The organism is Endozoicomonas sp. (genome assembly GCF_965196975.1).
Lineage (GTDB): Bacteria > Pseudomonadota > Gammaproteobacteria > Pseudomonadales > Endozoicomonadaceae > Endozoicomonas.
The window spans coordinates 2,393,767-2,412,129 of the sequence record NZ_OZ239981.1; the positions used below are offsets into that span (position 1 = coordinate 2,393,767).

General features: G+C 45.1%; 13 protein-coding genes and 1 pseudogene. 4 read left to right on the top strand and 10 right to left on the bottom strand.

The window, feature by feature from the left end:
• Window positions 1-56: 56 nt before the first annotated feature.
• Window positions 57-1,081: pseudogene (locus ACOCLE_RS10700) on the top strand (IS481 family transposase).
• Between the two features lie 144 nt (window positions 1,082-1,225).
• Here the strand turns inward: ACOCLE_RS10700 and egtD are convergent.
• The 3 genes from egtD to egtB all read right to left on the bottom strand — a co-directional run bounded on the left by egtD (window position 1,226) and on the right by egtB (window position 5,154).
• On the bottom strand, window positions 1,226-2,098 hold the full coding sequence (gene egtD, locus ACOCLE_RS10705; protein WP_419537196.1) for an L-histidine N(alpha)-methyltransferase: 873 nt from the start codon (window positions 2,096-2,098) through the stop codon (window positions 1,226-1,228).
• A complete protein-coding gene (gene tnpC, locus ACOCLE_RS10710; protein WP_419532963.1) occupies window positions 2,095-3,600 on the bottom strand; it encodes an IS66 family transposase in 1,506 nt (501 codons plus the stop codon). The genes egtD and tnpC overlap by 4 nt, the downstream gene beginning before the upstream one ends.
• A 294-nt stretch (window positions 3,601-3,894) precedes the next feature.
• Entirely contained in the window at window positions 3,895-5,154 is a 1,260-nt protein-coding gene (gene egtB, locus ACOCLE_RS10715; protein WP_419536691.1) for an ergothioneine biosynthesis protein EgtB, read from the bottom strand.
• Window positions 5,155-5,486: 332 nt separating this feature from the next.
• Between egtB and ACOCLE_RS10720 the strand changes: the two genes are divergently transcribed.
• The gene (locus ACOCLE_RS10720) at window positions 5,487-6,506 is read left to right on the top strand and encodes a hypothetical protein (protein WP_419536692.1); all 1,020 of its coding nucleotides are present in this window, start codon (window positions 5,487-5,489) and stop codon (window positions 6,504-6,506) included.
• A 62-nt stretch (window positions 6,507-6,568) separates the two neighbouring features.
• On the opposite strand, the gene ACOCLE_RS10725 is transcribed toward ACOCLE_RS10720, so the two are convergent.
• The 5 genes from ACOCLE_RS10725 to ACOCLE_RS10745 all read right to left on the bottom strand — a co-directional run bounded on the left by ACOCLE_RS10725 (window position 6,569) and on the right by ACOCLE_RS10745 (window position 13,233).
• Window positions 6,569-7,981, bottom strand: a complete 1,413-nt coding sequence (locus tag ACOCLE_RS10725) for a CHASE domain-containing protein (protein ID WP_419536693.1) — start codon at window positions 7,979-7,981, stop codon at window positions 6,569-6,571.
• Window positions 7,959-8,333 carry a CHASE domain-containing protein gene (locus ACOCLE_RS10730; protein WP_419536694.1) on the bottom strand — a complete coding sequence of 125 codons (375 nt, stop codon included), beginning with the start codon at window positions 8,331-8,333 and terminating at the stop codon, window positions 7,959-7,961. Before ACOCLE_RS10730 ends, ACOCLE_RS10725 begins: the two co-directional genes overlap by 23 nt.
• The gene (locus ACOCLE_RS10735; RefSeq protein ID WP_419536695.1) at window positions 8,317-9,597 is read right to left on the bottom strand and encodes an ISKra4 family transposase; all 1,281 of its coding nucleotides are present in this window, start codon (window positions 9,595-9,597) and stop codon (window positions 8,317-8,319) included. The genes ACOCLE_RS10730 and ACOCLE_RS10735 overlap by 17 nt, the downstream gene beginning before the upstream one ends.
• 413 nt (window positions 9,598-10,010) lie before the next feature.
• Window positions 10,011-11,531: an aldehyde dehydrogenase family protein gene (locus tag ACOCLE_RS10740; RefSeq protein WP_419536696.1), complete on the bottom strand. Its 1,521-nt coding sequence runs from the start codon at window positions 11,529-11,531 to the stop codon at window positions 10,011-10,013.
• A 181-nt stretch (window positions 11,532-11,712) separates the two neighbouring features.
• Window positions 11,713-13,233 (bottom strand): aldehyde dehydrogenase family protein, encoded by a 1,521-nt coding sequence (locus ACOCLE_RS10745; RefSeq protein WP_419536697.1) that lies wholly within the window; start codon window positions 13,231-13,233, stop codon window positions 11,713-11,715.
• Between the two features lie 461 nt (window positions 13,234-13,694).
• Here ACOCLE_RS10745 and ACOCLE_RS10750 point away from each other — a divergent pair, with 461 nt between their 5' ends.
• Window positions 13,695-14,975, top strand: a complete 1,281-nt coding sequence (locus ACOCLE_RS10750; protein ID WP_419532972.1) for an ISKra4 family transposase — start codon at window positions 13,695-13,697, stop codon at window positions 14,973-14,975.
• Window positions 14,976-14,983: 8 nt separating this feature from the next.
• On the opposite strand, the gene ACOCLE_RS10755 is transcribed toward ACOCLE_RS10750, so the two are convergent.
• Complete coding sequence (locus ACOCLE_RS10755; RefSeq protein ID WP_419536698.1) at window positions 14,984-16,330, bottom strand: hypothetical protein; 1,347 nt, start codon at window positions 16,328-16,330, stop codon at window positions 14,984-14,986.
• A 202-nt stretch (window positions 16,331-16,532) separates the two neighbouring features.
• Between ACOCLE_RS10755 and ACOCLE_RS10760 the strand changes: the two genes are divergently transcribed.
• Window positions 16,533-17,054, top strand: a complete 522-nt coding sequence (locus tag ACOCLE_RS10760; RefSeq protein WP_419536699.1) for a hypothetical protein — start codon at window positions 16,533-16,535, stop codon at window positions 17,052-17,054.
• Window positions 17,055-17,153: 99 nt separating this feature from the next.
• Here ACOCLE_RS10760 and ACOCLE_RS10765 read toward each other — a convergent pair whose 3' ends face one another.
• Window positions 17,154-18,164 (bottom strand): methyltransferase, encoded by a 1,011-nt coding sequence (locus ACOCLE_RS10765; RefSeq protein ID WP_419536700.1) that lies wholly within the window; start codon window positions 18,162-18,164, stop codon window positions 17,154-17,156.
• Window positions 18,165-18,363: the final 199 nt, after the last annotated feature.

Sequence of the window (18,363 nt, forward strand, 5' to 3'; positions counted from 1 at the left end):
ACCGATTTAGAAAGAAGGTGAGTTCACTGAAATCTAAATCATTAAAGGTGACCCTTATGATTCACACCAACCAGAAAATCATCAAGCACAAGGTCGGGCTACTGAACCTTGCAGATGAGCTCGGAAACATCTCTAAAGCCTGTAAAACCATGGGTGTCTCCAGAGATACATTTTATCGTTACCGGGATGCTGTTGATGAAGGTGGGGTCGAAGCACTTCTTGATCAAAGCCGAAGAGTTCCAAACCTCAAAAACCGAGTAGACCCCGCTGTTGAAATGAGTATGCGGTAGAAGATCCTGCCCATGGGCAGGCCCGTGTTTCCAATGAACTTCGCAAGCAAGGTATCTTCGTCTCTCCCAGCGGTGTGAGAAGCATCTGGCTAAGAAATGATCTGGGAAGCTTCAAACTGCGCCTCAAAGCCCTTGAAGAGAAAGTGGCTCGAGAAGGAATCATTCTCACCGAGTCCCAGGTCAGGGCACTTGAGCGCAAGAAGCTGGATGATGAGGCCAGTGGTGAGATTGACACAGCGCACCCTGGCTACCTTGGTTCACAGGACACTTTCTATGTTGGAACCTTTAAAGGTGTTGGCCGCGTTTATCAGCAGACTTATGTTGATACTTACTCCAAGGTAGCGCAGGCCAAACTCTATAAGACAAAGACCCCAATTACGGCTGCAGACCTGCTCAATGACCGCGTGTTGCCATTCTATGAAGCTCAAGAGCTACCTGTGCTCAGAATACTGACAGACAGAGGTACAGAGTATTGTGGTCGTGCTGATCAACACGATTATCAACTTTACCTGGCGGTGAACGACATTGAACATACGAAGACGAAAACCCGGCATCCACAAACGAATGGAATCTGTGAACGCTTCCATAAAACGATTCTGCAGGAGTTTTATCAACCTGCATTGAGAAAGACGCTGTATACGAGTATTGAGATGATTCAGTCAGATCTGGACGAATGGTTAATTCACTACAATACTGAGCGTACCCATCAAGGTAAGCAGTGCAACGGGAGAACGCCGATAGAAACACTGATTGATGGGAAAGAGATCTGGAAGGAAAAGTTCATAGCCTGAATTTAACCTGACAGACACCTTCTTGAAAATCGGTAACTGTCAGGTCAGGTCTGAACTTCTACAAATAAAATTAGCCATGATCTGATCAAGTTCATCAATGCCATTATAATGCATGATGGGTAATCAGGTTATGGCATCATTGAGTTAAAAATATTCACGCGCTCTTTTTTCCAGCTCCAGATAGTTAACACTAAACAGGCTCTCCTCATCTACCCAACTATTAACTATCTGAAATCCGACATTGGCCACCAACGTCGCGAATCCATCCAGTGTGTATTTATAAGAACTCTCAGTATGTATGGTTTCGTACTTATTGAAAGCAATGGTTTCTCCATCAATAGTAACCCTTTGATCACACTGACTGATCAGGTGCATTTCAATACGCTGTTGACTGGTGTTATAAAATGCATAATGTTCAAAACTAGCTGGATCAAAATCGCCCTCAGCTAGTTGATTAATATTATTCAGCACATTCAAGTTAAACTGTGCAGTAATTCCTTTTCTGTCGTTATAGGCGGCATTCAGCAGCGACTCCGGTTTATGCAAGTCAATCCCTATTAATACCCCACCACTACCATTCAAAAACGATTTTAGATTCTCAAGAAAATCCAGGGCTTTGTCAGGCTGTAAATTGCCAAAGGTAGAACCCGGATAGAATACCAGTCGCTTACCCTCTGGAATGCTCTCTGGCATCCAACCAGGCTGGGAAAAATCAGCACACACCGCATGAATATCGAGCCATGGAAACTGTTCTCCCAGTTTAATGGCAGATTCCAGCAAAAAATCTCCGGCAATATCCATTGGGATATAAGCTTTAGGTCGCAGGCTATCCAGCAAAATACGAATCTTTTCACTGCTGCCACTTCCTGGTTCCAGCATAATGCTTTCTGTACCACAGCAGTCCGCAATCGACCCTGCATTATTCTTTAATAGTTTTCGCTCAATTCGTGTCGGATAGTATTCCGGCTGCTGGGTAATTTTTTCAAATAATACCGAACCATGATGATCAGTAACTATTCAGCACCCAGCAAAGGCGTATTGTTGTAATTTCGAACCGCTTTAAGAAGCGCCTGAAATATGTTCAACCCCTGCTTTTTAGCAGATGATAAATAGCTTCGGATTCGGGTAAACATGGTACCTCCGTCTTCGCTTCTGAAGCAGCCTGAGATCTTCTGCTTAAGTTTGGCCATCCTGGCATCACGTTCACTGCCATTGTTATCGAAGGGAATTGAAAAGTCCGACATGAAGCGCAACGTTTCAACCTTAAACTCAATAAGCCTTTTGAACAGGTTGTAGGCCTTGGTATTCCTGACCTTCTTACGTCCAAGCACCTGTCGTTGTTTTTCCATATAAGCGGTTTCCTTCGTGAGAGCCCTTTGAAGGATTTGGTCGTATATCGTCTCAATGCGAAGCTGTATTGCACCAGGCATTTGAGTCAGACCGGCTGCTTTGTATTTCTTGCAGAAGTGCCAGGAGAGCGTAAGCAATTTCATCAGCCGCAGAGCCAGCTTATTCGCATCCCTATCGACAACTCCCTGAAGCTCTCTCAGATGATGGGCATTACAAAGCACATGCACTGCCGCATAGGCAAAGTAGGACTTCCAATGATCGTGAACCAGAATGCCTGCAAAAGTCAGCAGGATGCCCATTGCATCCATTGCTTCACAACCTCGCCTTTCTGAGAGGTAGTAAAGCGTCCATTGGTCATCTCGCATAATGTGTAACCACCACAGTGAACCGTCAACCCGCATGCCAGTTTCATCCGCTCCTGCAACCGGACTTTCTTGTAAAGCATCGCGGATACTCTGCTCAGTAGAGGCCAGGTTCTCATGGGTATAGGCAACAAAATTGGCAACAGAGCCTGCGCTGACACTCATGCAATAAATAGTATTGAAATACTCAGACACCCGGTGATATGGGATGAAGTGATACTGGTTTAAATGAACAGCCATTGCCTGAGTCACTTCTCCGTATTGAGCAGCGGCTTTCACTCCTTGGGGAAACTCAGCGGTGTTCCGTTTACCACAAGGACATACTTTAACGTCTGCCCAGTACGCGGTAACTTCAAATTCTCCGGGTCTACCTGGATCAAAAACCTGTCGCTCAATGTATTTGGTGGGTTTAATATCGATAAGCGAAGACTGGCAACAGCAACATTTTTCAACCTTCAGATGCCTGACATAATCGGGTAAGGCGACACGTCTCAAACAAGAGCCTTGATGACCTTTCTGGCCACCTGGTTTATTGCCTGAAGATGGTCTAAGGCTTTTGGGGTTCGGTGTTTCCTGTGAGGAGCAGGGGGCTTCTTTGGAAGATGTATCACCTTTATCACTCCCTTTTTTACTGGGCTTTTGATAACCATCTGACGATGGTGGCTTACTACTGTTTTGACTGTTTTTATTAACCCTTTCTTCCAGTTCGCTGCAACGTTCCCGTAAAAGCGCATTCTCGGTCCGAAGCTCTTCATTCTCTTTAAGGAGAGCTTCGGTAAACGGAGTAGCTGGGAAGTCTGGTTCCATACTGGAGATTTGTTAGAAAAATTGAGTATAAGATGATGGTCGAAAAATCAGAAAATTCCAGATTTATATGAAGGGTGCTGAATAGTTACGATGATCATAAAAAAATTTTGGATTCAGCATCTTCTGTGGACGTAGCAAACCTTCAAGAATCTCTTTTTTGTCATTATTTACAGGATGATGATTTTGAAAATTAACATTATTCATCTCCATAATGGCTGATTCAGGCATAAGAGTTCCTTATAGCAACAGGTCAAAATGTATGATTGGTAGCAAAGATGACAGTGGGCTGGTTTATTAATGACTTCTTGCCAGGCGGAGACCAGAGAACTGCCAGCGATCACGAGGATAGAAAAAATTCCGGTAGGTTGGCCTGAGATGATCAACAGGACTGACACAGGAGCCGCCGCGCAGCACCCATTGATTGCACATGAACTTGCCATTGTACTCACCGATAGCACCAGTACCTACCTTAAAACCGGGGTATGGGCGATAGGCACTGGATGTCCATTGCCAGCAGCTGTCATAAAGCTGTTTTAACGGGTCGTATGGGTCACAATCAACAGACGTAGGTTGCAGCCTGTTTTCAGAGAGAATTGTTTTCTTACCATACTGACACGCAGCAAACTCCCACTCGGCTTCCGTAGGTAACCTGCCACCGGCCCAGCAAGTATAAGCATCTGCTTCATAGCCACTCAGGTGACACACTGGCTGTTCAGGTGACCTTGGCTCCAATCCATACAGTGTAAATTCCATTGGACAGCCATTAGCTTCTATCCAGTATAACGGTTGTCGCCATTGACCCTGTTGCACCTCAGCCCAGCCATCAGATAGCCAGAACTCCGGGCGCTGATACCCGCCATCTTCAATGAAAACCTGAAATTCAGCATTGGTGATCAGCCGATCTGATAACTCAAAAGGCTCGATGTATACCTGATGAACTGGATTTTCATTATCAAAAGAGAATGACTCACCGTTTTGATCAACCCCCAACTGAAACAAACCACCTTGAAAGTGAAGCCATTGTGCGCCCTGTGAATGACCAGCTCCGCTTTGATAACAGGAATTATTAGTGGATGAGTAACCAGGATAGAGCGGGTTTTTCGAGAGAGAATATTTCAGGTCCGTTAAGAATAGCTCCTGATGCTGCTTTTCATGCTGCACGCCCAGCTGTACTCGTCTAAAAACCTCCCCCCTTTCCGAGTAATGTTCATGAACGGCTGCTTTCAGCAATGCCTGCATCGCCTGATCAACATGATGCCGATACTTCATGACGTCATTGACCGTGGGTCTTGATAACAAGCCCCGCTGAGGCCTTGGATACTGCTTGCCAATTGCATTGTAATAGGAGTTAAACAGTACTTCATAAGCGGGATGAAACACCGTGTACTCTTTAACAAAAGGCTTCAGCAGAAAGGTTTCAAAAAACCAGCTGGTATGAGCCAGGTGCCATTTCGGGGGACTGGTAAATGCAGCTGCCTGCAAACCATAATCCTCAATTTCCAGTGGTTTGCAAAGATCAACCGACTGCTGACGAGTCTTGCAGAACTGCTCCAATAATCCATTGTCTTCAGTGGCTAAATGAATATCTGTGTCACTATTGAGACTGATTAACGCTTCCACCGAAGGCATAGGTGTTTCCTTTGTGGTACTGATAGAGCTTCATGGCAAACGTCACACGTTATCAAAAAGACCTGATGAGATTTGCCATATGCAGAAGAAGAGTGATGTTCAAAAATCCAGATGATTGTTAAGGTAAGATTATGACGATCAAAAATAGCATATAGATTGTCTAGCAGTGTTTATTAGTCGCTTTTTATCTATATACAGAGATTTATATAAAAATAATCTTAAATATACACGCAGCCAATGATTAACAAGAAGACCCCATGCACCCTCTATTAGCCACCCTTACTTCTTCTATTTTGATGTTTTTGCTGACGGCCTGCTCCTTGCCAGGTTATGACTCCAATGAGAGGTCGTTTGTAGTGATAAAACCACTGACTACTGTCGATCAATCGACAAATGACCAACACTTATCTCTCAAAATAAGCTCAATATCAGGGCATTTTTTTACCGTTCTCAGCACTACCAACAACAGTGGTTACAGCAACTTTCAGGTTGAATATGAAGGGGTTACCGTTTTTGAGGATAAAGACCGACACCTGAGTCCTGTCGCTATATGCTATGAACCCAGTTCTCAAAAGCCAGCCATACTCTATACCGGTATAATGGAGGGCGTCGGCATAAACTTATTAAACATGGTCATTCCCGGTGAATCCAGCGAATCAACCGAAGCCTTTTCACTTGACGCCACTGGCCTGCCCATTACATGTGTAAGAGACCAGTTCTCAGAGCTCTCTCAAATACCTGAAAATGAATCAGTCGAACTCTGCACCTGCGATATCAGCCGCTATTTAGAGAGTATGGAAAGAGAGCAGCAACTCAGGCAGTTTTTACCGGAACAAATAGAAATATCGTCTACACCACAACTCATCAGCGGCAACGAAAAGGCGCTGACATTCCAGCAAGCACTTCTTCCCATACAAGGAGATGGGCTGGTATTTGAAGAATTACTGACAACATTACAACTGGCTGATAGCGATCTGAAAATTGAGTGGATCAAAAAACCGTCGGGAAGTTTTGTTAATATTATTACCCTGAACCGCCCACTCTATCGTCAGGGAGCCTACAGTTTTATCAGTAATGCAAAAGGAGACTGGTTTCTGTTGCAGTATATGACCGACTCTTCGAAAGGCTTTAATACCATCAAACATGTCGAAGAGAGCAAGGAAGGTTTTCTTATTGATATGTGCCTGGAATCCTGCAACTGGTGGGGATCTTATGGAACAGTCAGAGTTAATACGAACAATGAAACCATTGCTCTGGTGGGATTATTTGATGAATGATTCTGCTTTTATCAACTGACAATGATCGTTAGTCTCTGAACACTGGTTTGATCAAGCCAGAATTACGAGGAATGCTGTTTCACATCAAACTCAATATAAAATACCGTTCCCTTCCCACTAACTGAAGTGAAACCGATGTCACCGCCAAGCGCCATGATGATTTTTTTACAGATATAAAGGCCCAAACCAGCCCCCTGAACCGCGCGTGTAGAAGAAGAATCAACCTGAGTAAACCGCTCGAAAATGACATCTTTGAAGTCATCTGGTATTCCTGAGCCCTGGTCAATCACTTCTATTCGAAGAATATCCCCCTTTAATTGTGGCCGGATCACCACATCTTTACCTTCAGGTGAAAATTTAATAGCGTTCGATAATAAATTAGTGAGCACCTGCTCTAAACGGTGCTTATCTGTATTGAGATACACACCTTCAACGTCGCCATCCAGAATGATATTGGATTGAAACTGCTCACAATAAACAGCCTGATTCTTAACAATACTCTTAATAAGCTTATCGATATCCGTGGCCACAATTTCAAAATCTAACCTATCCTCACTAAGCTTTTCTACGTCCAGAATATCATTAACGAGACGATTGAGCCTTCTGCTGTTTTTCTGGGCAATATCGAGCATTTCCTGCATTTTGTCGGGCAATGTCTTAACCATCTGCCCGATAAGAACTAGGGCTCCATGAATAGAGGTCAGGGGCGTTCGAAGCTCATGGCTTACCACAGACAGGAACTCGGATTTCACCTTATTCGCCTGTTTCAGTTTGGTATTTTTTTCTTCCAACACTGACGTCATCTGATCGGCATACCGCAATGCAAGCCGGTTCATCCGAGTCATAAACAGGAATAACCCCACCAATAGGGCATCGATAATAATGCCCGCTACCAATATGATATAAGGTTGACTGGAATTGGTCGCAAGGCGAAAAGCCTTTCCTGACTCAATATCAAAGCGCCAGGTTCGGCCATACATCTCCACTTCGGATACGCTGGAAAATAATGGGCCTACATCCACACTCTCTTCATCTGGGTTATCCTCATAGAGTAATGTACCATCATCACTGATTTTGATGCGAAGATGTCTGTTCTCCTGAGCCAGCGTCCCCTTCATCAACTCTCTCATGATAAATGGGGCGTAAGTAACACCAAGGATACTGTGCTGTCGTTCTTGAAGGGTGTCAGGTATACCAGATGATTTATACATAGGAGTGTAAAATAGGAAGCCTGGTGTTTGCTCCGCGTCCTGAACCAGAATGATCGGGCCAGTCAGTTGAGCTACCCCTTCATCACGGGCACGCTTAACCGCCTGGTAGCGGTTTCTTTCAAAAGCCATATCAAGGCCAATGGCCTGTCGGTTGGACTCCTCTGGCTCAATATACGTGATCGGCCAATACTCTTTTTCACTGTGTTGCGGATGTATATCGTAACCAGGACGCTGACGCCTTTCATTCGCAATGATATTGCTCAATATCCTCTGGTTTAACATTAAAAATTACGCCAATGCCATTAACCCCTGGATAGGTGTGATCGATATCCAGGCTCTGCGCATACCGCTTCCATTGGCTATAGGATATCTGGTTTTTATTGGAGTCAATCAGTGCCGAGGCGCTTCGCAAGGCATTCTCATAAAGCCCCATCCTTTCTTTTACCAGCCGTATAATGTGTTCGGACTCACGGTCAAACTTGTTTTTATTCTTCTGGGCAACCTGTTGGCTTGAAAACTGCCAAGCCCCCACAGTAAGAAGCAAGGAAAGGGCGACAACTACCCAATGGAGCGGGTGCTCTCTCAATTTGATAACTGACTCATAGGTTAGCTTCAACCTTTCCAGTCATGAACTCAGACCAAAGTTGTTCCCAGCGCCCCTTACTCTGGATCAGTGCTCTTGTTGTCAAAAGCACTTCCGCTCCTGTTGCTTTCCACCTCATTCCAGAACCACATAATCGTTGCTTTACCAGAGTCTTACAAGCCGCTTCAGTAACTCCTGAACCTATTGGCCAATGGCGTTTAAGCGCCTGATGATAATTCATTAACTGGTGATTGTTTGTAAAATAGCTCACAGCTTTGTAGCGCTTCTCTGTCAGTGCGATTGTCTTTTTCGGGAGCTCGGCTGATTCAATTTCCTGAAGGATTTTTTTGGCTGCTCCACGCTTGTTTTTCAAACTATGTAGCCTGTCTTCAAGCCACTGGTGTCGCTTCGCCTTACTGGTTGGAAACAGTGCTTCCGCTGCTCCAGCTAAATATTCAGATGCATGATAAAAATCGAGTATCTGCCCAGAGGTATGTTGTTTCAAATAACTCCAGTTTTCTTTAGCCCCGTCAGCTACCCCGATGTATGTGGCATTTGGGTAGAGTCGTTTTAGATCTGCAATCTCCTCGTCGAGCTTGCTCATAAAGCTTTGTTTACCATACTCTGGCGAACTGGCTGTATATATCGTGTGGAGCCTGTCTCCATCTGCAGAATATAGGCTCAATGTCCCACACATGGCTTCCCTCCAGCCTTCTTCACAAAGCAGCATGCAGGTTCCATCCAGACCAATGGCTATTGTTTCAACAGGCTCTTTTAGTGGAGGAAGGTGGTAGTGAGTGTCTTGCTGGTCTTCAATTAATGCACCTACTCTGTCCGATAAATGCTTGATATAAGAATTTGAAAGCGTCCTTTGATGGTTGGTCTCAAAATCTTCTTTTACCGCAGGCGCTGGCATCTGGCTGTATTTCCAGGCGATAGACTTGGCAAATTTGGGGGTAGCTGAACCAATAATACCGGCACGAAGATCAAGTGCTGCCAGAGTACTGCCACCTCTGACACCCTGATATACGGAGCGCTCCAAAGGTATACGACCGTATAAGGTTTCATAGTGCTTAAGAACCTTTCCTTTGTAGTTCCACTTCTGCTGATTAACGACGATAGGTTCTTTATTGGGTGATTCAAATAGCCCCAATAACTCTTTTGTTCCAAGCTGCCCGGCTTCATTGAGTGCACGCTGTAAACTATCTTCAAGATTCAGCATGTTGCCTGAATCTATAGAAACTTCAATTTGCAAAACGATGCTTTTGGTAGAGCTGGAAATAACAGAAGCGGGCATGACAGTTAACTATTATGAGTGGTGTTCCCATAGTAGCTGTGAAAATAGAGCACTATTGTTTCAATCATTCAGAGAGAGCACCCAATGGAGCCAGTGAAAACGCCCACCCTTTTCGAGTTTTTCTCTCAAGACGTTTCTATCGAGTGCTGCCACCTTCCCTGTGCTCATAGCCCTTCAAACTGTATGTTATCCCAATATATTTATATCGCTTGTATTTGAGTTTCTCTTAGAGAGCATCGATCGTTACTAGCGTGCTCTCGTATCCTTAGCCAGATCTGCTGCCTTAATGAATGATTGCGTGTAAAGTCAGAATTTTGGCCACATTGATTCGGCACATGGCCAGTTCTTCAGTATCCAGTTGGCTATTTTTTCAACCTACCACTCACAAACTGCCGCCTCTAAAACTACCGGTATCAGAAAAAACCCATTGGGCTGATGTCATAACTCACCAGCAGATTCTTAACTTGCTGATAATTCTCCAGCGTCACCCTATGAGTCTCACGCCCAATGCCAGACTGTTTGTAACCTCCAAAAGCAGCATGTGAAGGATAAATGTGGTAGCAGTTGGTCCATACCCTGCCCGCTTCAATCCCTCGCCCCGCCCGAAAAGCTCGATTCATATCCCGTGTCCAGACACCTGCACCCAACCCATACCGGGTATCATTGGCTATGGCCAGTGCTTCTGTCTCATCCTTGAAGGTGGTAACACCCACAACAGGGCCGAATATCTCATCCTGAAACACCTTCATATCGTTGGTCCCCTTCATCAGGGTGGGCTGGATATAAAAGCCTTTTTCAAAAGCACTGCCAATGCATTCTTTATCACCCCCAATCAGAAATTCAGCTCCTTCACGGCGTCCAATCTCCAGATAGCTCATGATTTTATCAAACTGTTCCAGAGAGGCCTGAGCCCCTACCTGTGTTTCGGTATCCAGCGGGTTGCCTCGCTTGATCTGCCCAGCTCGTTCCACCACTCTGCTGATAAACTCATCGTAGATAGACTCCTGAATCAACACCCTCGATGGGCAGGTACACACTTCACCCTGATTGAAGAAAGCCAGCACGGTACCTTCAACACATTTGCTCAGGTACTCATCTTCCTGCTGGAGAACATCTTCAAAATAGATATTAGGCGACTTACCACCCAGCTCGACGGTGGATGGAATGATGTTTTCCGCAGCACATTTCAAAATATGGGAGCCGACAGGTGTTGAGCCGGTAAACGCGATTTTGGCAATACGCTTACTGGTTGCCAGAGCCTCACCGGCTTCCGGACCATAGCCGTTCACTACGTTTAGAACGCCAGATGGCAGCAAATCACCAATCATCTCCATCAGCACCAGAATGGAAGCTGGCGTCTGTTCTGCAGGTTTCAGCACCACACAGTTGCCTGCCGCCAGTGCCGGCGCCAGTTTCCAGGCTGCCATCAACAGAGGAAAATTCCAGGGAATAATCTGCCCGACAACACCCAGTGGTTCATGGAAATGATAAGAAACCGTGTGCTGATCAATATCCGCCGTTGAGCCCTCCTGGGCCCGGATACAACCGGCAAAATAACGAAAATGATCCACCGCCAGAGGAATGTCTGCCGCCAGAGTTTCACGAACCGCCTTGCCATTATCCCAGGTTTCCGCCACTGCCAGCTGTTCAAGATTTTGCTCAATATAGTCGGCAATCTTTAACAGAGTATTGGATCGCTCTGTAACCGAGGTTTTACCCCAAACTGCTCTGGCCGCATGGGCTGCATCCAACGCCAGGTTGATGTCCGCTTCGTTGGAGCGGGGTACCTCACAAATAAGCTCTCCAGTAACCGGCGTCGTATTTTCGAAATACTGTCCACCCAATGGTGGCACCCATTCACCGCCAATGAAGTTTTCATACCGGGGCTTAAAGCTGATCACAGCACCAGACTCACCAGGATTTGTGTATATCATCGGGTATGCCGTCCGTATCAATTAACTGCATGTTATTAGTAGACTGCATCGGCGACTGGAACAAACCTACTCGGCAGAATTTACTCAATCCCAAGAAAAATGCTGGGGGGGGAAGGGCCGGATCAAACTGGTTTGATGATCCGGCAGTGTTGATTGTCTTATTCAAACAAGTTTAACCCACTCAGAAAAAACCCAGCGGGTTGATATCATAGCTTACCAGCAAATTCTTGGTTTGCTGGTAATGCTCCAGAGCCCTTTTATGTGTCTCACGACCCACACCTGATTTTTTGTAACCACCAAAAGCGGCATGAGCCGGGTAATGGTGATAACAGTTGGTCCACACCCTACCCGCTTCAATCCCTCGCCCCATACGGAAGGCTCTGTTCATATCACGGGTCCAGACCCCAGCGCCAAGGCCAAACTCGGTTTCGTTGGCAATGGCCAGCGCTTCAGCTTCATTCTTAAACGTCGTCACGCCTACTACAGGACCAAAAATCTCTTCCTGAAACACCTTCATATCGTTGGTCCCTTTCATCAGGGTGGGCTGGATATAAAAGCCTTTTTCAAAAGCACTGCCAATGTCTTCTTTATCACCCCCAATCAGGAATTCAGCTCCTTCACGGCGTCCAATCTCCAGATAGCTCATGATTTTATCAAACTGTTCCAGAGAGGCCTGAGCCCCTACCTGCGTTTCGGTATCCAGTGGGTTGCCTCGCTTGATCTGCCCAGCTCGTTCCACCACTCTGCTGATAAACTCATCGTAGATAGACTCCTGAATCAACACCCTCGATGGGCAGGTACACACTTCACCCTGATTGAAGAAAGCCAGCACGGTACCTTCAACACATTTGCTCAGGTACTCATCTTCCTGCTGGAGAACATCTTCAAAATAGATATTAGGCGACTTACCACCCAGCTCGACAGTGGATGGAATGATGTTTTCCGCAGCACATTTCAAAATATGGGAGCCGACAGGTGTTGAGCCGGTAAACGCGATTTTGGCAATGCGCTTACTGGTTGCCAGAGCCTCACCGGCTTCAGGACCATAGCCGTTCACTACGTTTAGAACGCCAGATGGTAGCAAATCACCAATCATTTCCATCAGCACCAGAATGGAAGCTGGCGTCTGTTCTGCAGGTTTCAACACCACACAGTTGCCTGCCGCCAGTGCCGGCGCCAGTTTCCAGACTGCCATCAACAGAGGGAAGTTCCAGGGAATAATCTGCCCGACAACGCCCAGTGGCTCATGGAAATGGTAAGAAACCGTGTGCTGATCAATATCCGCCGTTGAGCCTTCCTGGGCTCGGATACAACCGGCAAAATAACGGAAATGATCCACCGCCAGAGGAATGTCTGCCGCCAGAGTTTCACGAACCGCTTTGCCATTATCCCAGGTTTCCGCCACTGCCAGCTGTTCGAGGTTCTGTTCAATACGGTCGGCAATTTTTAACAGAAGATTGGATCGCTCTGTAGCCGAGGTTTTACCCCAGACCTCTCTGGCCGCATGGGCTGCATCCAACGCCAGGTTGATGTCCGCTTCGTTGGAGCGGGGTATCTCACAAATAAAATCCCCGGTAACCGGTGTCGTATTCTCGAAGTACTCTCCACCCAATGGTGGCACCCATTCGCCACCAATGAAGTTGTCATACCGGGGCTTAAAGCTAATCACAGCACCAGACTCACCAGGTTTTTTATAGATCATGGTCGCTTCCTTTATTGTTGTTATTAAGGTGTTGACGGGAACTTCTCAACGAGAAGGTCAGAAAGATGCAAACGATATTACCAATAGCCGATCATACTGAGCATAGAGACCATAGGCGTATTTTAATACGCCTATGGATTGTGGTAATCTTGGCACCTTTTAGGGACTAGCCATTAGCTTAAACCGCTGATAGACAATTGAGACTATACATACTCGATTCACTTTCGCTGGTTAATTAAGCTATAAATCGTTTGGCTGGGCATGCCTGCATAAGCACTTCTGCAATTATTTAATAATTGAAACCACTGTTTGCTATCAATCTCACCACTTTTCAAATCAAATAGTCCTTTGCCATGAAAGTTTTTACCTACTCGAGACGGGTGCTCTCTCTGAATGATTGAAACAATAGTGCTCTATTTTCACAGCTACTATGGGAACACCACTCATAATAGTTAACTGTCATGCCCGCTTCTGTTATTTCCAGCTCTACCAAAAGCATCGTTTTGCAAATTGAAGTTTCTATAGATTCAGGCAACATGCTGAATCTTGAAGATAGTTTACAGCGTGCACTCAATGAAGCCGGGCAGCTTGGAACAAAAGAGTTATTGGGGCTATTTGAATCACCCAATAAAGAACCTATCGTCGTTAATCAGCAGAAGTGGAACTACAAAGGAAAGGTTCTTAAGCACTATGAAACCTTATACGGTCGTATACCTTTGGAGCGCTCCGTATATCAGGGTGTCAGAGGTGGCAGTACTCTGGCAGCACTTGATCTTCGTGCCGGTATTATTGGTTCAGCTACCCCCAAATTTGCCAAGTCTATCGCCTGGAAATACAGCCAGATGCCAGCGCCTGCGGTAAAAGAAGATTTTGAGACCAACCATCAAAGGACGCTTTCAAATTCTTATATCAAGCATTTATCGGACAGAGTAGGTGCATTAATTGAAGACCAGCAAGACACTCACTACCACCTTCCTCCACTAAAAGAGCCTGTTGAAACAATAGCCATTGGTCTGGATGGAACCTGCATGCTGCTTTGTGAAGAAGGCTGGAGGGAAGCCATGTGTGGGACATTGAGCCTATATTCTGCAGATGGAGACAGGCTCCACACGATATATACAGCCAGTTCGCCAGAGTATGGTAAACAAAGCTTTATGAGCAAGCTCGACGAGGAGATTGCAGATCTAAAACGACTCTACCCAAATGCCACATACATCGGGGTAGCTGACGGGGCTAGAGAAAACTGGAGTTATTTGAAACAACATACCTCTGGGCAGATACTCGATTTTTATCATGCATCTGAATATTTAGCTGGAGCAGCGGAAGCACTGTTTCCAACCAGTAAGGCGAAGCGACACCAGTGGCTTGAAGACAGGCTACATAGTTTGAAAAACAAGCGTGGAGCAGCCAAAAAAATCCTTCAGGAAATTGAATCAGCCGAGCTCCCGAAAAAGACAATCGCACTGACAGAGAAGCGCTACAAAGCTGTGAGCTATTTTACAAACAATCACCAGTTAATGAATTATCATCAGGCGCTTAAACGCCATTGGCCAATAGGTTCAGGAGTTACTGAAGCGGCTTGTAAGACTCTGGTAAAGCAACGATTATGTGGTTCTGGAATGAGGTGGAAAGCAACAGGAGCGGAAGTGCTTTTGACAACAAGAGCACTGATCCAGAGTAAGGGGCGCTGGGAACAACTTTGGTCTGAGTTCATGACTGGAAAGGTTGAAGCTAACCTATGAGTCAGTTATCAAATTGAGAGAGCACCCCTCGAGACTCGAGACGATTCAGGACATCCTTTCTCAGCAACTTCTAACTCTACCGTTACCCCTTCCGGTGACTTAAAGTCGAGACCCAACTTTACATTTACCTGATAACCGGGGTTCATATCCAACCATTTTTTTACCAGAACAAATACATCAACCTCAGCTGTAAACTTTTTAAATAAGCAGTCAATATCCTCTTCTTTAGCATCCAAAGGCACCAGAGCTGTGATAATAGGAGTTGATTCCTGATCTAACCTGACTTGCAAGCCAAACAACAAACGCCCCCCCTCCCAGTCATCACGAATAAATAAAGGCTCAGCACTAGTTTTACTATTGGCCAAACCAAGTTCTATACCTCTCCAATCCTCAAAAATTCTTTTAAATACTATACTTTCACGAATTAGGATCAATAGCTCGGATATGGATAATTCATGAGTACCGAAATTTTCGGATGTATGCTGAGACCTTTTTCTCACTGTGACTGTTGGTTCAGGAACCCTGAAACGGTCGAGTAGAATCTTAGTGTCATTATCAGCGTATAATTTTACTACTTCGTCAAGCTGCTCTTCAATTTCCAGAACTCCCACTTTTCCAATATCTATAAGTTCAGCTATAAGGTCTTTCAATTTAGATCGCTGCTCTGAAACTTTCTCTATCCACCCTTGATTATAATATTCATCCAATTGATCCAACTCTTTATGTACCTTGCAAATTGACAATTCATTATCAACATCGGAATCAGAACAATCATCACCCACATCTTCAATGTCTCCGTTTTCAATGGTATGTTCGCCATCAACCCTGCTCTTTTCTTCTGGAAGAACTCGATAAATATTCTTTTGAGAAGAGTTATCGAGCCGAAGGTGTTTAACCAAGTCATCATTTTGAGCTGTAGAGTGATAAGCCCCCCCGTCATACTTCCTTTTCGAAGACCCCACTAGATCTGGCATTAGTTCATCATGATGAGTCCTTGCATCTAAAGGATATGGACAGTTGGTCGTTTCGTTTTTCTTGCAGCTTGCACCATCAGACTTGGAATCCTGAACATTACCCCTTATTACAGGCATCTCCAAGCCAGTTGTCTTTAGAACAGCATCACTTTCAGGCTGGCCACGCCCAGACATACCTTGAGTTGTTCCCACTACCATTGAAGAGATTTTATGTGAGTCTAAAGGATCATCTAACGGGGTAGATCCTTCGTGATGCTTGACTGAAGGGGGCATATTTCTAGGCGGGTTATTATCTGGTGGAGGCGCTTCAGGCCTTTTGGAATAGTCCACAGACTGCGGAGAAGAAGCGGTGTTAAAAGAGGTGCAAGCGGCAGAGTCCATAAATACAACCTCATAATCAGAAAACTTATGTAGACAATGGTCCTCTGTTAGAGTTTCAAATCATTCCTGCCCGTAGCTATTTCATACCCCCTCACTGACAAACAAACCGCGACAAGGCCTATTGAGATTAACTAGAACGGACGATAACTGATCTGATAACCCATAAATGGTTTTCCTATATGCCAAACACAGGACTCTCAATATGCCAGCAAACCTCTTGAAAGCACTTGGCTCTATACTCGCTCTGGTTATCATAATCGCTGGGGGTGTTATTGGTATTCAACTTGTCAGAGAGCAGTTTACAACAGCCAACCCAACACCTGAGGAGCTGGAAGCCAAAGTTATTGAAGGATTTGAACTTGCCGCGAAACAGCTGAACGCAATGACCCCATTAATGGTGGATGAAGAGACCAGAATGGAAAATGCTACCGTAGGGCCTGGCGCAGTCATGACGTACCACTACACCTTCCCCAACTTCACCTCCAAAGATATTGATATAAACATGATGAGTGCCAGTGTTTTCCCTATTATCCGTAATGGTGTTTGTGCCAGTGCCGAGATGAAGCCCTCACTACAGTATGGTGGCAAATATGCTTACTCATATTCTGGCAATGACGGAGTACATATAATGAAGTTCGTGATAGGCAAAAGTGACTGTAGTTTTGAGGCTGAAGCTGAAAACCAAGAGCCTGAAAGCCATAAAAATCAGGCTTCAAGTCATTAACAAATATAGACCTAACCACCAATGGAAACCTGATGAGCTTACAGCACAGCTGTTTCAAACTATCAGCCATATACCCTGAAGCTTCTACTCATTAAACCACTACTTAACAGCAACCACCATTGAGTCAGGACCCTGTAGGTGTTCAACCCGGGTATTCCGGAAGCCTGCCTCCTTCATCCAGCGACAACAGTCTGAACCGGTAAAATCAAAACCTCCCTGCGTCCTGACAAGCATATTCAAACTCATCAAAAGACCAAATGAGTTTTCGCACCGGTCATCATCAATAAGAGACTCATACACCACCAGCGCTCCCCCTGCAGGTAAAGCCTCATAAGCTTTTTTTAACAATAACCTTTTTTTCTCCATATCCCAGTCATGGAGGATATGCCCCATAAGAATCACTTCAGTTTCTGGCAATGGGTCGCAAAAAAAATCACCAGCAACAAAACAAAGCCGCTCTCCTAATTGGTTTGATGCAATATTTTTCTGAAAACAGGGAGCGACCTCTTCCAGATCAAAACCAATACCATTCAAATGAGGGTGAGTACCGGCTATCTGGACAGCCAAATCTCCTCCTGCAGCACCTACATCAACAAATGATTGATACTCTGACCAGGGAAATTGCCTCGCAATACAGCCATTAGACGCACGACTGTAACCGCTCATTGCTCTCATAAACTGGGCAATTTTCTCTTCACTTTCATAGAGTGAAAAAAAGATATCATTTTCTGTATCACGGATAGCATGCTGTGGCTTTCCCGTTTTAAGCGCACTGGTCAGCTTTTCCCAGACAGGATATAGCTCAATGTTTGCATGCTCCAAAATCCCTCCAATGTAGGAAGGCTTGTTACGATCAAGAAAACAGGCGGTTTCCGCAGTGTTATGATACACACCATCAACCCGGTCTAATAAACCTAAAGCAACGAGTGAATCAAGAAAATCTTCTGCTCCTCGCACATGCAGACCAACACGTTGTGAAACCTCATTCAGGTTGCCCGGTTGCTTGCCAAGTTCTGAAAACAGATCAATCTCCAGAGCACTCAGTAGAACCTTTGACGACCAGAAAGCAAGACCCGTTTCAATAATTCGATCAGGAGAAAGCTCTGCCATGGGCACCCCAGCTAACTGGTTAGTTGATATCACGCTTCAGGAGAGTCATTTCCCTAAGAAAAAGCAAGAAAATCTCTCGAGAAGTAATAAATATGTTCCATAATTTGACCTTATATCGAATGAACATCACCGATATTTTTTATTTAGGAATAAGCCTTAGATCATGAGAGTCGTTCAATATAGACAATCATAAAGAGTA

Bases quoted from the DNA above. Each gene is read 5' to 3' on its own strand.
- tnpC (WP_419532963.1), bottom strand. From the start codon at position 3,600: ATGGAACCAGACTTCCCAGCTACTCCGTTTACCGAAGCTCTCCTTAAA.
- ACOCLE_RS10720 (WP_419536692.1), top strand. From the start codon at position 5,487: ATGCACCCTCTATTAGCCACCCTTACTTCTTCTATTTTGATGTTTTTG.
- ACOCLE_RS10735 (WP_419536695.1), bottom strand. From the start codon at position 9,597: ATGCCCGCTTCTGTTATTTCCAGCTCTACCAAAAGCATCGTTTTGCAA.
- ACOCLE_RS10740 (WP_419536696.1), bottom strand. From the start codon at position 11,531: ATGATATACACAAATCCTGGTGAGTCTGGTGCTGTGATCAGCTTTAAG.
- ACOCLE_RS10745 (WP_419536697.1), bottom strand. From the start codon at position 13,233: ATGATCTATAAAAAACCTGGTGAGTCTGGTGCTGTGATTAGCTTTAAG.
- ACOCLE_RS10750 (WP_419532972.1), top strand. From the start codon at position 13,695: ATGCCCGCTTCTGTTATTTCCAGCTCTACCAAAAGCATCGTTTTGCAA.
- ACOCLE_RS10755 (WP_419536698.1), bottom strand. From the start codon at position 16,330: ATGGACTCTGCCGCTTGCACCTCTTTTAACACCGCTTCTTCTCCGCAG.
- ACOCLE_RS10760 (WP_419536699.1), top strand. From the start codon at position 16,533: ATGCCAGCAAACCTCTTGAAAGCACTTGGCTCTATACTCGCTCTGGTT.
- ACOCLE_RS10765 (WP_419536700.1), bottom strand. From the start codon at position 18,164: ATGGCAGAGCTTTCTCCTGATCGAATTATTGAAACGGGTCTTGCTTTC.